This window comes from Streptomyces sp. NPDC037126 (assembly GCF_055605965.1).
The window spans coordinates 157553-171166 of sequence record NZ_JBVJTD010000001.1 but is presented as its reverse complement, the minus strand read 5'-3'; the positions used below and the strand labels follow the sequence as shown (position 1 = coordinate 171166).

At 72.8% G+C, this 13614-nt stretch carries 12 protein-coding genes; 7 read left to right on the top strand and 5 right to left on the bottom strand.

From position 1 onward, the window contains the following. Positions 1-203 precede the first annotated feature (203 nt). Both ACZ7FF_RS00755 and ACZ7FF_RS00750 read right to left on the bottom strand, forming a co-directional pair. Complete coding sequence (locus tag ACZ7FF_RS00755) at positions 204-980, bottom strand: TIGR03936 family radical SAM-associated protein (RefSeq protein WP_470808312.1); 777 nt, start codon at positions 978-980, stop codon at positions 204-206. A 145-nt stretch (positions 981-1125) separates the two neighbouring features. Beyond that, positions 1126-1725 carry a hypothetical protein gene (locus ACZ7FF_RS00750; protein ID WP_470808310.1) on the bottom strand — a complete coding sequence of 200 codons (600 nt, stop codon included), beginning with the start codon at positions 1723-1725 and terminating at the stop codon, positions 1126-1128. 182 nt (positions 1726-1907) lie between these two features. On the opposite strand from ACZ7FF_RS00750, the gene ACZ7FF_RS00745 reads away from it, so the two are divergent. The 4 genes from ACZ7FF_RS00745 to ACZ7FF_RS00730 all read left to right on the top strand — a co-directional run bounded on the left by ACZ7FF_RS00745 (position 1908) and on the right by ACZ7FF_RS00730 (position 5066). After that, entirely contained in the window at positions 1908-3113 is a 1206-nt protein-coding gene (locus ACZ7FF_RS00745) for an alpha/beta hydrolase family protein (RefSeq protein ID WP_470808308.1), read from the top strand. A gap of 192 nt (positions 3114-3305) precedes the next feature. After that, positions 3306-4175 (top strand): YhjD/YihY/BrkB family envelope integrity protein, encoded by an 870-nt coding sequence (locus ACZ7FF_RS00740; protein WP_470808306.1) that lies wholly within the window; start codon positions 3306-3308, stop codon positions 4173-4175. 107 nt (positions 4176-4282) lie between these two features. After that, entirely contained in the window at positions 4283-4759 is a 477-nt protein-coding gene (locus tag ACZ7FF_RS00735) for a DUF6325 family protein (protein WP_470808304.1), read from the top strand. A 4-nt stretch (positions 4760-4763) separates the two neighbouring features. Next, a complete protein-coding gene (locus tag ACZ7FF_RS00730; RefSeq protein ID WP_470808303.1) occupies positions 4764-5066 on the top strand; it encodes an SHOCT domain-containing protein in 303 nt (100 codons plus the stop codon). A 98-nt stretch (positions 5067-5164) separates the two neighbouring features. Here ACZ7FF_RS00730 and ACZ7FF_RS00725 read toward each other — a convergent pair whose 3' ends face one another. Next, positions 5165-7711: an amino acid permease gene (locus ACZ7FF_RS00725; RefSeq protein ID WP_470808301.1), complete on the bottom strand. Its 2547-nt coding sequence runs from the start codon at positions 7709-7711 to the stop codon at positions 5165-5167. Between the two features lie 196 nt (positions 7712-7907). Further along, positions 7908-8540, bottom strand: a complete 633-nt coding sequence (locus ACZ7FF_RS00720; RefSeq protein WP_470808299.1) for a phosphatase PAP2 family protein — start codon at positions 8538-8540, stop codon at positions 7908-7910. Positions 8541-8823: 283 nt separating this feature from the next. Here ACZ7FF_RS00720 and ACZ7FF_RS00715 point away from each other — a divergent pair, with 283 nt between their 5' ends. The 3 genes from ACZ7FF_RS00715 to ACZ7FF_RS00705 all read left to right on the top strand — a co-directional run bounded on the left by ACZ7FF_RS00715 (position 8824) and on the right by ACZ7FF_RS00705 (position 12878). Continuing rightward, positions 8824-9783, top strand: coding sequence for a M56 family metallopeptidase (locus ACZ7FF_RS00715; RefSeq protein WP_470809549.1), 960 nt, complete (start codon positions 8824-8826; stop codon positions 9781-9783). A gap of 149 nt (positions 9784-9932) precedes the next feature. After that, a complete protein-coding gene (locus ACZ7FF_RS00710; protein WP_470809547.1) occupies positions 9933-11276 on the top strand; it encodes a serine hydrolase domain-containing protein in 1344 nt (447 codons plus the stop codon). Positions 11277-11594: 318 nt separating this feature from the next. Next, positions 11595-12878 (top strand): phosphatase PAP2 family protein, encoded by a 1284-nt coding sequence (locus ACZ7FF_RS00705; protein ID WP_470808297.1) that lies wholly within the window; start codon positions 11595-11597, stop codon positions 12876-12878. A 67-nt stretch (positions 12879-12945) separates the two neighbouring features. On the opposite strand, the gene ACZ7FF_RS00700 is transcribed toward ACZ7FF_RS00705, so the two are convergent. Next, the gene (locus ACZ7FF_RS00700; protein WP_470808296.1) at positions 12946-13359 is read right to left on the bottom strand and encodes an STAS domain-containing protein; all 414 of its coding nucleotides are present in this window, start codon (positions 13357-13359) and stop codon (positions 12946-12948) included. Positions 13360-13614 lie beyond the last annotated feature (255 nt).

Here is a 13614-nt window from a genome sequence, read left to right as displayed (position 1 = left end):
GACCGTCCGCCGTTGACGTCCGCGGCCCGCGCGAATGCGCGATGGCCGCCGTCCGGGGCGCGGGCGCCGCACGGGAGCACTCTGTGTCCTGTCTCGCCGGTTCCGTACGCCTTGTCGGTACGGCCTGGCGAAAGTCTTCTGGTCGGTGCGCTGCCCGACCCAGGTGGCTCCCGAGTACGAGGGCGGCGCTACGACGTCCGTCCCTACGCGGGACCTTCCGGCGTCGGCGCCGTCGCGGCGGCAGCCGGTACGGCCGTCATGGCCTCGGCTGCCTCGCGGTCGGGCGCGAGCGGGTCGGTCACCGTGCCGGTCTCTTCATCGAACAGCCCCTGCGCCAGCCTGGTCACCGCTGCGGGGACCGGCGGCGCCAGGTCGGCCACGGCGCGGAGACCGGACAGGACGTCGTCGGGTCGTACGGCAGGCGTCACGTGCCGAACAACCAGCCGCAGTATCGCACAGGGCTGGTCGGTCGGCCTATCAGCCGGCGAACCGTGCGTTTCCAGACTCGCCACAGCCTGGCGGGCGTCGAAGGTCCGGACGCCGTTCTTGGTCTGGCGCCGCACCTCGACGGTCTCGGCCCGGTTGAAGGCCTCGACCGCGCGGGCGGCGTCGGCCGGGTCGACTCCGGCCAGCCGCAGCTCCCAGACGGAGGCCGTCAGCCGGTCGGCGAGGCCCGAGGTCCGCGCCTCGACCGCCTCGACGACGTCGAGCCCGGCGGGCAGCGACTCGTCGAGGAGGACGCGCAGCGGCTCCGGGTCGCGCGACTGCGTCAGCGCGATCTCCAGGTACTCCGCCTCACTGCCCGTGCCGGTGGGTGCGGCATTGGCGTACGACACCTTGGGGTGCGGCGTGAACCCGGCCGAGTACGCCATGGGCACCTCGGCACGGCGCAGCGCACGCTCGAAGGCGCGCTGGAAGTCTCGGTGGCTGGTGAACCTCAGGCGGCCGCGCTTGGTGTAGCGCAGTCGGATGCGCTGCACCGCGGGTGCGGGCGGCGGGCCTTCGGGCTGTCGCTTGCCCAGTGTCCTAGTCCTTCGTGAGAGCGGTCGTACTGCTACCAAGAGTACGTGCCGCGCGGCCCTGAGGTTCCCGCCGGTCCGTCCCGGCGGCCGCCGGGACCGAGGACTATGACAGGCGGGCCTTGTAGGAGTCCGGGTAGCGCGCCGTGAACTTGATCACCGCGACCAGCAGGACCACCGGGATAACCCAGTTGAACCAGTCGTCCATGGACGGGACGAGGATGGCCAGCCAGGTCGAGAGGGCCATGAGGACGAAGACCACTCCCCAGGCCAGGGTCAGCACCCGGTTGATGTGCAGGAAGACGGGCGAGTCCCACAGCTCGCGGGGTGTCTGCTCACGGGCGTACTGCGCGGTGAAGGGGTCCTTGAGCAGCGACCCGAGCGCGACGGCGGCCACGACCCCGTTGGAGATGACCTGGGCGTACGTCTCGACCCACACCAGCTGCGACCGGTCCACGGCGAGCGCCAGGACGGTCAGCACGGCGAAGAACACGATGGCGACCATGTCGAGTAGGTGGATCCCGCCGCGCAGGATGTCCTGGCCCGACAGGACGATCGAGGCGATCAGCGCGGCGAGTGCCGCGTACTCCCAGGTGCTGGGACTGGCGACCACGCCGAAGATGATCCAGGGCGCGAAGGAGAGGAACACGCCGCCCGTGCTGGCGGGCTTCCTGGCCGGGGCCTTCGTCTCGGTCTGCTGAACCATGGAGTCCCTCCCGTCGGGTGTCCGGCCGGCTCCCTTCCCTCCCATCGTGCGGTCGCCCGGCGCGAGCCGCATGCCGCCCGCGGTGCGCACCGAGCGGACCGCTCCTACCGTGGGAGCGGACCGCTCGCGCCGCGGGGGCCGCGGTCCGAACGCGAGCCGGTTCGGACCGTCCGGGAGCCGCCATGACCTACCGATTCAGCGAGAACGTCCAGTTCGACTACGAGATCCGGCTCGCCCTGGGCTCGGCCTGGCGGCAGGGCGCCGACGTGGGCGAGGTGCTGGCGACCGCCGCCGCCGTGGCGGAGGGGGACGGGGAGGCGTGGTTCACGGCCTGGGCGGAGCTGGGGCGCGGGATCCGCGACCGGGCCGAACGCGGCACGGCGCAGGGGCGGACGGTGAGCGCCCGGGACGCCTGGCTGCGCGCCGCCGGATACCTCGGCACGGCCCTGGTGAGCGTCGACGCGGTCGCCGAACCGGAGAAACGGCTGGCCGAGGTGTTCCCGGAGCACCGCGCGTGCTTCGAGCGCTTCCTGGGGGCCTGGGACCCGCCGGCCGAGCCCGTCGCGATCCCGTACGAGGGCACGTCCCTGCCGGGCTACCTGGTCGGCCCGCCCGGCGCGTCCGGTCCGCTGCCGACGCTGATCGCGAACAACGGCAGCGACGGCCCGGTCAGCGCCGCCTGGACGCTGCTCGGCGCGCCCGCGGTGGCCCGCGGCTACCGGGTCCTGCTCTTCGACGGCCCGGGCCAGCAGTCGATGCTCTTCGAGCGGGGGGTGACCTTCCGGCACGACTGGGAGAACGTCGTCACCCCCGTCGTCGACTTCCTCCTCTCCCGTCCGGACGTCGATCCCCGGCGGATCGTCCTGGCGGGCGTCAGCCAGGCCGGGTACTGGGTGCCGCGCGCCCTCGCCTTCGAGCACCGGATCGCCGCCGCGGTCGCCGACCCCGGGGTGGTGCGCGTGGCGGACAGCTGGTGGCCCCACCTCGGCCAGGAGCTGCGCGACCTGTGGGAGGCCGGTGAGCGCGCCGCCTTCGACGGCTTCCTGGAGGAGGGCCTGAGCCAGGACCCCGCGCTCGCCGCGATGTGGCGCCGGCGGGCCAAGCCGTACGGCGGCGGCTCGCCGTTCGACCTGCTGACGGAGGTCTCCCGGTACGACGTCACGCCCGTCGTGGACCGGATCCGCACGCCGCTGCTCATCACGGACCCGGACGGCGAGCACTTCTGGCCCGGCGCCTCACGGCAGCTGTACGACCTGCTGCCCGGCCCGAAGGAGCTGGTCCGCTTCACCGAGGACGAGGGGGCGCACCTGCACTGCGAGCCCATGGGCCGCGCCCTGTTCGAACAGCGTGTCTTCGACTGGCTGGACGGGCGGACGGCCTCGGTCTAGCGCCGCAGGAGCGGGCGACGGCCGACCGGGGCAGCCGCCCGTGTCGGGCCGGGCGGCGGGGGCGTCGGCCCGTTAGGCTCGCGGCGCCCCTTGCATCCGATCCCCACGGAGGGCACGACGGCGGAGAACGGTGGCCGGCGCCTGCTCAGGACCCTGACGTTCTGGCTGCGTCCTGCCTTCACGCTGCGGGTCATGAGCCGGTTCCAGCGGGTCGCGGGCTTCGACCGCTCCATGGCCCTCGCCTCCAGCGCCCTGACCGCGCTGGTGCCCCTCGCGATCATCGGCGCGACCGTGCTGAAGAGCGTCACGTCGTACGACGTCGCCGAGCACATCATCATGCGGTACGGCCTGACCGGTGCGGGCGCCGCCGCGGTCGACTCGCTGTTCTCCTCCGACCAGGAGAGCACGAGCGGGGGTGTCTTCGGGGTGCTGTTCCTGGCCGTCTCGGCGCTCAGCTTCACCCGGGCCCTGCAGCGCCTGTTCGAGCAGACGTGGGAGCTCAGACCGCTGAGCGTGCGCAACACCCGCAACGGTCTGTGGTGGCTGCTCTCGGCGATCGTCTACGCGGCGCTCAGCACCCTGCTCCAAGCGGCCTTCCCGGCGGACGGCCGGACGCACCTGATCGCCGTGGCCTGCGAGCTGCCGCTGACCGCCGTCTTCCTCGTGTGGAGCGCGGTGCTGCTGTCCGCCCGGCGCGTGGGCTGGCGGGACCTGATCCCCTTCGGCGTCACGGCGGCCGTCGCGACGGGGCTCTACTCGGTGGGCGCGAGCGTCTACATGCCGATCCTGTTCAACTCCTCGGCCAAGCGCTACGGGGTGGTGGGCGCGGTGTTCGCGATGATCTCGGCGCTGTTCGCGGTCATGCTCGTCGTCGTGGGGTCGGCGGTGGTGGGGCGCGAGGTACGGGAGGAACTGGTCCGGATCGAACACGGCGGGCGCACGCCGGACGACGAGGTCCGCCGGCAGTGGGACGAGGTCGTGGAGCAGACCCGGTCCCGCTGGCGCACGGTCCGCCGGCAGGTGTCGCGCCACCGCTCCCCCGGCGACCCGCCCGGCCGCTGAGCCGGCTCACCCGCGCGGGGTGAGGCCCGCGGTGCGCGGCGGGGACACGCTGGGGACGACACAGGCGGAGCCCGGCCCGCCCCGAGACCCCTAGTGAGTTGATCCGCATGAGTGCACACAGCGAAGGCATCGACGAGATGGGCCCCGTCGACTACCTGGTCGTGGAGTTCCCGGGCCACCGCATGACGGGTGAGGGACTGCCCCTGCTCGTGGACCTCGTCGACCGCGGGATCATCCGCGTCCTCGACCTCATGTTCGTGCGCAAGGACAGCGACGGCACCGTCATCGCGCTCGACCTGGGCGACCTGGAGGGAGACATGGACCTGACCGTCTTCGCCGGTGCCGCCTCCGGGCTGCTGGACCAGTCCGACCTCGACGAGGCCGGTACGGCGCTGGAGCCCGGCAACTCGGCCGCGATCGTCGTGTACGAGAACCTGTGGGCGGCACCCCTGGCGGTGGCGCTCCGTCGGGGTGGCGCCCAGCTCGTCGCGGCCGGACGCATCCCGGTCCAGGCGCTGATCGCGTCACTGGAGGAGGCCGAGTCCCGGGCCCCCGAACCCGCGTCGGCATCACCCCGGAGGTGAGACCATGCCCGGACTGCTTCGCGGTGTCGCACGCACCGCGGTCGTCGCAGGAACCGCCACGGCGGTGTCCAACCGAGTGTCACGCCGGCAGGCGGGCCGCTGGGCCGCCCAGGCCGAGCAGGAGGCCTATCCCCCGCCCGCGGCGCCCCCGCCGGCTGCCCCGGCCGCGCCGCCTCCGCCTGCGCCGTCCACCGAGGACGACATGACCGCCAAGATCAACCAGCTCAAGGAGCTGAACGAGCTGCGCAGCCAGGGCGTGCTGAGCGACGAGGAGTTCGCCGCCCAGAAGCGCGCCGTCCTCGGCTGACCCCACCACGGCACGAAGCCCCGGCCGCCCCGCGGCCGGGGCCTTCGACGTCCGCCCCCTCGCCGTCCACGCCGTCGTCCACGCGGTCGCCGGGCGGCTCACCGCAGGCCGTCGTCCGACGGCAGCGTCTGGTCGGTCCAGATGGTCTTGCCGGTGCGGGTGTAGCGCGTGCCCCAGTGCTCGGTCATCTGGGCGATGATGAACAGGCCCCGGCCTCCCTCGTCGTCGCTCGCCGCGTGCCGCAGGTTGGGCGTGGTGTGGCCGGTGTCGGAGACCTCGCAGATCAGGGTCCGGTCGCGGATCAGGCGCACCTCGATCGGGCCGCCGACGTAGCGGATGGCGTTGGTGACCAGTTCGCTGACGATGAGCTCGGTGGTGAACGACAGCTCGTCCAGCCCCCAGTCGTTGAGCTGCTTGGTCACCGCGGTGCGGATGGTGGCCACCGCCGCCGGGTCCGGGGCCAGGCCCCACTGGGCGAACTGGTTGCGGTCGAGCAGGCGGGGGCGGACCACGAGCAGCGTCGCGTCCACGTCCACCGGTCCCGGCAGCATGGTGCTCACCGCCCGGTCGCACAGCTCGTCCAGGGATCTCCTGTAGTCGCGGAGGACCCCGGACAGCTGCGCCAGCCCCTCCTCGCGGCTGTCGGCCGCCTGGAGCAGGCCGCCGGTGAAGAGGGCGACGACGTTGCCCGGCGCGAACTCCAGCTCCACGCTCTGGTACGGCAGGCCGCCGATGCCCAGCGGCGGTCCGGGCGGCAGCTCCGGGTACTCCACGTCCCCCTGCGGCCCGACGACCGCCATCACCGGCTCCCCCGCCCGCGCCAGGCTGCACTTGCCCGAGATGGGGTCGTACACCCCGTACAGGCAGGTCACGCCGAGGGCCTCGTCGGCCGGAAGCCTGCGGTGGTGGGGGCCGCGGCCCCACCCTCGCTCGTACGCGGCCTGGTCGACCAGGTCGTCGAGGCGGGACAGCAGCTCGTCCGGGCTCAGGTCCAGCCGGGCCAGCACGCGCACCCCCGTGCGCAGCTGCCCCATGGTGGCCGCGGCGCGCAGGCCGTGGCCGAGCACGTCCCCGACGACCAGGCCGACCCGGGTGCCCGACAGGGGGATGACGTCGTACCAGTCGCCGCCCACCCCGGAGCCGCTGTCGGCGGGCTGGTAGACGCTCGCCGCGTCGACGGCGGCATGGTGCGGCAGCCGGCCGGGGAGCAGGCTCCGCTGGAGCTTGAGGGCCACCGTGTGGCCACGGGTGACCACCGGCATCAGCAGCAGACCGACCAGCAGCGCGCCCAGGCCCAGCACGCTGACCCCGCCCACCTTCCCGATCAGCGGCAGATGGACGGTGGTCGTGCCGTAGCTGGGGCTGGCGTAGACGACGAAGGCGGCGTAGAGGAACAGCAGGAGCATGATCAGCCCGCCGAGCCCGGGCAGCACGCCCTTGAAGACCAGGTCCTTGCCGCTGCGGGTGAGGATCTTGCGGTGGTACCAGACGCAGGCGAAGCCGGTGACCCCGTACTGGAACGCGATCGCGAGCCCGACCGAGTCGATCGAGTCGGCCAGGAGGTTCTGGCTGAACGCCGACAGCAGGAGCAGCACGGCGATCGAGGTCGCGCCCATGCCGACGGTTCCCCAGGTCGGGGTGAGGAACCTCCGGTGGACCCGGGCGAACCGGAACGGGACGGCCTTGTGGACCGCCATGGAGAACACGGTCCTGGCCAGCGGCAGGATGGTGGTCTGGGCGGAGGCCAGGGCGGAGGTCAGCACCATCAGGATCAGCAGGCTCGACAGGACCAGCCCCGTGCTGCGGCTCCCGAAGACCGCCTCGCCGAGCCCGGAGAGCACGTCGTCCGAGTTGTGCGCGTTGCCGAGCCCGACACCCGCCGTGCCGACTCCCGCGAACGCCTGCGCCGAGGTGGACACCAGCCCGTACATGGCCAGGAGCAGCACGGTGGACAGGACCGCGGCGCGGCCCGGGATGCGGGTGCTGTCGACGGTCTCCTCGTTGACCGAGAACGCGGTGTCCCAGCCCCAGTAGATGAAGACCCCGGCGAGGACGCCCGAGGTCAGGGCCTTCACCGAGGAGACCTCGAAGGGGTTGAACCAGGAGGCGGAGACGTGGATCGCCGTCGCGGGAGGGTCGGTGTAGACGCGGACCAGCGCGGAGACGGCGAACACGATCAGCATCACGACTTCGAGGCACAGCAGCCAGCGCTGGACGGCCGCCGAGAACTCGATGCCGACGTAGCAGATCGCGGTCAGCAGGACGATCCAGACGACACCGGCCACGGTGATCCACAGCCGGTTCTCGGCCAGGTCGTCCCGGCCCACCAGCCGGAAGCCGTAGGAGGCGGCGACGCCGGCGAGGTTCGCCATCACGATGATGTTGGCGACGATGAGTCCCCAGCCGCCCATCCAGCCGGTGCGCGGCCCGAAGGCGCGGGTGGCCCAGGTGAAGGTGGTCCCGCAGTCGGCGTTGCTCGCGTTGAGCTCCCGGAAGGCGTACGCGACCAGCAGCATCGGGATGAACGCCAGCATGGTGACGATCGGCGCCTGCAGCCCGACCCCGGCCACGATGATGCCGAGCGTGGCCGCGAGGCTGTACGCCGGGCCGGTGGAGGCCAGGCCCATCGCGACCGACGAGAACATGCCCAGGGCGTTGGACTTGAGCCCTTTGCGACCGGCCCCTGTGCCTGGCGCGGGGCGGCCGGCCGACACGGCACTGCCGAAGAGCCTCACACTTGATTCCAACGCGGGGCCACGGCCCCGCGCAACAGCGCGGGGCGAGCGGGGAAGTCACCGGCGCCGCGGCGCCGGTGCGCGGGGCCGCGGCGCGCCCGCGAAGTCATCGGGCCGCGCGGGCTCCGACGGGGGCGGCGGTGAGCACCGGGCTCAGCACCCCGGTGCTCAGGCGGGCGACGAGGGGAACGGCGACGCGCCCGAGGACGCGGCTCACGACATAGGCCACGGGCAGGGCGATGACGGCCGCGCCCAGCACGTCGTGGGGGTAGTGGTCGCCGAGGTAGACGCGGGTGAAGCCCTCGAACAGGGCGAAGACGGCCGCGAGGGCGGACAGCCGGCGGTCGAGCAGCCACAGCGCGGCGACGGTGGCGAACGCGGTGGTGCTGTGGCCGCTGGGGAAGGCGTAGTCGGAGCGTGCCGGGCAGGCGTCGACGAAGTAGTCGTGGGGCATCGAGTAGCAGGGCCGCACCTCCGCGACCAGCTTCTTGGCGACCTCGGCGACGGCGAAGGCGAACACGACGGCGACGGGCGCGGCAAGGGCCCGGGTCATGGCGGCGGTGTCCCGGCGACGGGCGGTCCACCAGCCCCGGAGCATCAGGACGGCGAAGACTCCGAGGCCCGCGTTGGTCCACAGGGCGAGCGGTGTGTTGAGCCACTTCGTATGACGGGCGAAGCCTGTGACGGCGGTGAACAGCGAACCGTCGACGCCGGATCCGTCGAATGCGAGGTGCATCATCGGGTGGAATCTCCCAGGTGCTCAGGCCTGCGGGCCCGTACCACGTCCGGTGGCCCCCGCCGGGCGCGCGGCCGCCGGCACGGACGGCAGGCTTGGCGGTGATCTTCTACGTGATGTAGAACGTCTACGTGACTGTAGACGATGGCGGGGAAGGTGGCCAATCGGTGAACTCACGGCGGCTTCCCGGCGACCGCCCCCGTCCCCAGCCGGCGGCCGGGGTGCGCAACCCCCGGCGCGGGTGCCGCCGGGCGTCGCACCGGGGAGGGGGCCGGCCGCCGTGCTGATGCACCTCCTGGCCTACGTGCCGCTGCTGTTCCCCCTGCCCGCGGCGCTGACGGCCCGGCCGCTGGCCGACCGGCTCGAACCCCGCCTGGCGACCTGGCTGCTCACGACGGTCGCCCTGGCCCTGGCCGCGCTCAGCCTGGCCGCGCTAGGCGTGCTGGTGGCCGCCGGGCTGGTGGCCTGGTCACCGGCGGCCCGGCTCGGGAACTGGTCGCCGTCCACCGTGCGGTCGGGCGACTCCGTGTCCGTGACCGAGGCGGTCGCCGCGGGTGTGGTGCTGACCGCGGCGGCAGCGGCGGGGCTGCGCATGCTCTGGCGGCGGATCCGCGCGCTCGCCGCCGCGGCACTCGAAGCGGCCTGCCTCCCGGGGCCCGACCAGCAGGTCGTCGTCACCGAGGACGCCCCCGACGCCTACGCGCTCCCGGGCCTCCCCGGCCGGGTCGTCGTCTCCACCGGCATGCTGGAGGCGCTCGACGACGCCGACCGCGCGGCGATGCTCGCGCACGAGACCGCCCATCTGCGCTGCCACCACTACGCCTTCGTCGCCGTCACCCATCTGGCCGTCGCCCTCAATCCGTTGCTCAGACCGGTGGCGGCGGCCGTCACGTACACCGTGGAGCGCTGGGCGGACGAGGGCGCCGTGATCGCCTGCGGCGACCGGCGGCAGGTGGCCCGCGCGGTCGGCAAGGCCGCTCTGGCGACGTCCAGGCACCCCTCCCGGCGCCGTCTCACGGCCGCCGTGCTCGGCCTGCTCGGCAGGCGCCGCGACCCCCTGGCCACCGCCGGCCCCGTTCCCCGCCGGGTCGCCGCCCTCCTCACGGCACCCGTCCGCCCGCTGCCGCTCGGCCACGCCGCGCTCCCCCTGGCCGTGGCGCTCGCGGTGGTCGGCTCCAGCGCGCTGTGCGCCTTCGCGGCCGCCCACGATCTGCACGTGCTCCTGGAACTCGCGGGCACCCACTGAGCCATCCGCAAATCTGCATATACGCCGAAAAGCAATAAGATCCCCCTTGCGAGAAGCTGGCCGTGGACCGCCGACCATGGGGGCCGTGGGACATGAGCGATTCCCGAACCGACCAAGAGGCCCCGAGGCGCGCGCGCCGGACGGGAGGGGTGCACGGGCCGTCGCGCAGGAGCCGACGCCTGGCGCTGCCGGCATCGTGTGTGGCCCTGCTGGTCGCGGGCTGTGGAGCGCCCTCGGGGACGGGGCACGCGGCCCTTGCCGACCCGTCGGCCACCCCCGTCGCGGCCACGAGCACCTCCACCCCGCCCGACCGGTCGGCCGTACCCCCCGCGGCCACGAGCACCTCGGCCCCCGCTGCGCCGGCGCTGAGGCACATCGATCCGGCCGCGCTCCGGTCCGCCGTGGCGAGTGCGGCGAAGAGGCTCATGGTTCCCGGCGCGGTCGTCCTGGTGCGCACTCCGCAGGGAACCTTCCGCGCGACCACCGGCACGGCCCGGCTGGGCACGGCGCGGACCCCCACCACGGGCGACCACTTCCGGATCGCCTCCAACACCAAGACCATGACCGCCGCACTGATCCTGCTGCTGGCGCAGGACGGCAGGCTACGGCTGAGCGACCCGGTGTCGGCCTACGTGCCCGGAGTGCCGAACGGCGGGCACATCACCCTCGCCGAGCTGCTGGACATGCGCAGCGGTCTCTACGACTACTCCAAGTCGCCTGAGCTCTCGGCCCGCCTGGACGCCGACCCGCGCCGGGCCGTGACACCGACGGAGATGCTGGCCATCGCCTTCCGTCACCCGCCGAACTTCGCGCCCGACACGTCCTACGAGTACAGCAACACCAACTACGTCCTGCTCGGTCTCGTCGCCGAGAAGGCGGGCGGCCGCCCGCTGGCCCGGCAGCTCCGGAGCCGGCTGTTCGCCCCGTTCGGCCTGACCGGGACCTCGCTGCCGGCCGCCGGCGACGCGTCCCTGCCCGCACCCTCGGCCCACGGCTACATGTACGGCTCGACGGCCTACGCGCTGACCGACCGGCCCTATCCCGCGGCCCTTCGGGCGGCGGCCCGGTCCGGGAAGCTGCTGCCGAGGGACGACACGTACATGAACCCCTCCTACGCCACCGCCGCCGGAGGTGCCGTCTCCACCGCCGACGACCTCGCCACCTGGATCCGGGCCCTGGTGTCGGGCCGGGTCCTCGGCCCGGCGCTCCAGAGGCAGTGGCTGCACAGCCTCCGGGCCGAGGGGGTGCCCGGCGGGCAGTCGTACGGGTACGGCATCACCCACCAGCGCTTCGGCCCCGGCGCCGCGATGTACTACCACGGCGGTGAACTGCCCGGTTACAACTCCTTCATGGGCTACGACCCGGAGCACGACGTCACGCTCGTGATCTGGACGAACCTGACCCTGACGCCGGAGGGCCGGACCACGGCCGACGCGCTGCTGCCCACCGTCCTGAACCAGGTCTACGCCGGTCTCGCCCTCCCCACCGGCTAGGGGTGCACGACTTTCCTCAACAATGGGGTGGCCAAGAGCTGAACGGGATTGAAAAGATCCCGGCATGCAGTCCGACGCCCCCGCCACGCCCGCACGCCGTGCCGGACACCGACGCCCTCGGCGCGGGTCCCCCGTTGCCGGGCGAAATCGCCCCGAACCGCTCGGATAGCATGATCCAATCCGCGCCTTCGGCATGAAAAGCGACCCGTTCCGGACACAACTAACAAATCGGCCAAACAATTGATACCTGTAGCATCGCGTGCGCTTTCCCGAATAAGCCGCAGAGTCAAGTCCGTCGCGTGGGACCAGCCACTAGCGATGCTGTGGGTCACGGCGGGCGTGGGCGTTCTCGGATTCCTCGTCGCACTGGAGATCATCGCGCGCCACTACGGCCTGCCCGGGCCGATCACCAACCAGGTGCGGGAGGTCGTGTTCCCTCCCAAGTCCGGTTTCCTGCTGTACGCCAGCATGGCGCTGACGATGGTGGTGCTCACCTGGCGGGAACGATTCATCGCGGCCGGCGCCGCGATCGGCATTGACATCGTTTTCGCGCTCGTGCGGTGGGCGGCCGGCATCAGGGTGACCGACGGCCACCCCTTCGGCAACGGCGCGCTGTGGGTGATCCTGGGGTGCGCGGTCGTCGCCGTCACGCGCCGCACCGGCGGCGAACGCGTCCTGCTGCTGAAGGGCGTCGGACTGGGCCTGCTGCTGGTGACCGGCCGCAAGACCGGTGACACCTGGCTGCTCATCACGTCCAGGACCCACCCCACGGTGCTCGACCAGTACGTGGCGACAGCCGACCACGCGCTCGGCAACCCGTCGTGGCTGGCGGGCCGGGTCGTCAGGGCCACCGGCCCGATCGGCGCCCATGTCCTCGACTACGTCTACATCCAGCTCGCGGTGGCCGCGGTCGTCGTCGCGTTCTACCAGCTGCGCCACGTGGCGGCCGAACGCCGCTTCCCGCGCCACCACCTGGTGCGCACCTTCCTGGTCATCGGCCTCCTCGGACCGGCCGTCTACATGGTCTTCCCGGTGGTCGGACCGGTCTTCGCCTTCGGCGACGGCGGCGGGCACTGGGCGGTGGCCGGCCTGTGGCCGAACACGCCCTCGCCCGTCGTGCCCCCGCACCCCATACCGTTCGACGAGACGACCCCCCGCAACTGCATGCCCAGCCTGCACACGGCGTGGGCCACGGCGATCTTCATCCATTCCCGCAAGGGCCCGCGGATTCTGCGTTTCGCGGGAACGTTCTGGCTGGTCGCCACGCTCTGCGCGACGCTGGGATTCGGTTACCACTACGGCGTGGACCTCGTCGCCGGAGTGGTGTTCGCGCTCACGGTGGAGGCGGCGCTGCGCTCGGTCGAACGCGGCTGGGAGCGGTCGGGAATCCGGCTGGTCGTCTACGGCGCGACGGTCTTCGTCGCGCTCCTGGTGTCGTATCGCTGTCTGCCGCTGAAGATGGCCGAGCATCCGTGGGTGTTCGGACCGCTCCTGCTCCTGGCCCTGGCCTCGGTGATCCGCGGCTATGTGCGGACCACCAGGCTGTGGGAACCCCGGGCGGCTCCCCTGCGGCGGCCGGAACCGCAGCCCGAACCGGTTTGAGCGGCTGCCCGGGCGGTGCTCCCGTCCGGTGAAGGGGATGGGCCCGAAGGGTGGTCATGAGCCGCCGTCACCCTCCGGAGGGCTGTTCCGGCGGTGCTGGTGCAGGTATTCGAGTGCGTCCAGCACCACGGTGCGCCGGTACCAGGAGCGCCAGGCCGAGGGTGTCGTACAGGCGGACGCCGGCGAGCGGCGTGTGCCGCAGCGCCTCGCGGACTCCCGGCGCCGCCGCGACCACCAGGACCGGGGCGTGGGCGAGGTGGTCGGTGCTGCGCCGCAGGGTCCGGCAGGCCGCGGGGCTGAACAGCCGGACGTCCGCCATGTCCAGGACGAGCCGTCGTCCCTGCCGGGCGGCCCGCTCCAGGTGCCGGACCAGTTCCCGTTCGAGCTGTGCACAGGTCCCGGGATCCAGCGCCCCCGCCAGGCAGACCACCGTCACCCGGTCGGTGACCGGCAGCGCCGTCAGGGCCGAACGGCTCGTCATCGTGCCTCGCTCATGGCATACGGGCGGGCGCCGTGGACGGCCCGGCACCCGCCCGTGGTTCGCCGGCCGGAGCGGCCTCTGCCCGACGCACTCGGCACCTTGTCCTTCACACCCCTGTCTTTCACGCCATGGTGCGGCCGAACGGGCGCCACGCGTGGCCGACGCGGCAGGCGCCGCGGGGCCCGGCCGCTCTCCGGGGCCGGGCCCTCAGGCATGAACAACACCGCGAGGGTGCCCGGGGACACGCGTGCCCGG

What these genes read in the sequence shown, in the direction of transcription:
- ACZ7FF_RS00730 (WP_470808303.1), top strand. Translation starts at nt 4,764, where the DNA reads ATGCCCGGACTGCTTCGCGGTGTCGCACGCACCGCGGTCGTCGCAGGA.
- ACZ7FF_RS00705 (WP_470808297.1), top strand. Translation starts at nt 11,595, where the DNA reads ATGCTGTGGGTCACGGCGGGCGTGGGCGTTCTCGGATTCCTCGTCGCA.
- ACZ7FF_RS00745 (WP_470808308.1), top strand. Translation starts at nt 1,908, where the DNA reads ATGACCTACCGATTCAGCGAGAACGTCCAGTTCGACTACGAGATCCGG.
- ACZ7FF_RS00725 (WP_470808301.1), bottom strand. Translation starts at nt 7,711, where the DNA reads ATGTTCTCGTCGGTCGCGATGGGCCTGGCCTCCACCGGCCCGGCGTAC.
- ACZ7FF_RS00700 (WP_470808296.1), bottom strand. Translation starts at nt 13,359, where the DNA reads ATGACGAGCCGTTCGGCCCTGACGGCGCTGCCGGTCACCGACCGGGTG.
- ACZ7FF_RS00720 (WP_470808299.1), bottom strand. Translation starts at nt 8,540, where the DNA reads ATGATGCACCTCGCATTCGACGGATCCGGCGTCGACGGTTCGCTGTTC.
- ACZ7FF_RS00715 (WP_470809549.1), top strand. Translation starts at nt 8,824, where the DNA reads ATGCACCTCCTGGCCTACGTGCCGCTGCTGTTCCCCCTGCCCGCGGCG.
- ACZ7FF_RS00735 (WP_470808304.1), top strand. Translation starts at nt 4,283, where the DNA reads ATGAGTGCACACAGCGAAGGCATCGACGAGATGGGCCCCGTCGACTAC.
- ACZ7FF_RS00740 (WP_470808306.1), top strand. Translation starts at nt 3,306, where the DNA reads ATGAGCCGGTTCCAGCGGGTCGCGGGCTTCGACCGCTCCATGGCCCTC.
- ACZ7FF_RS00750 (WP_470808310.1), bottom strand. Translation starts at nt 1,725, where the DNA reads ATGGTTCAGCAGACCGAGACGAAGGCCCCGGCCAGGAAGCCCGCCAGC.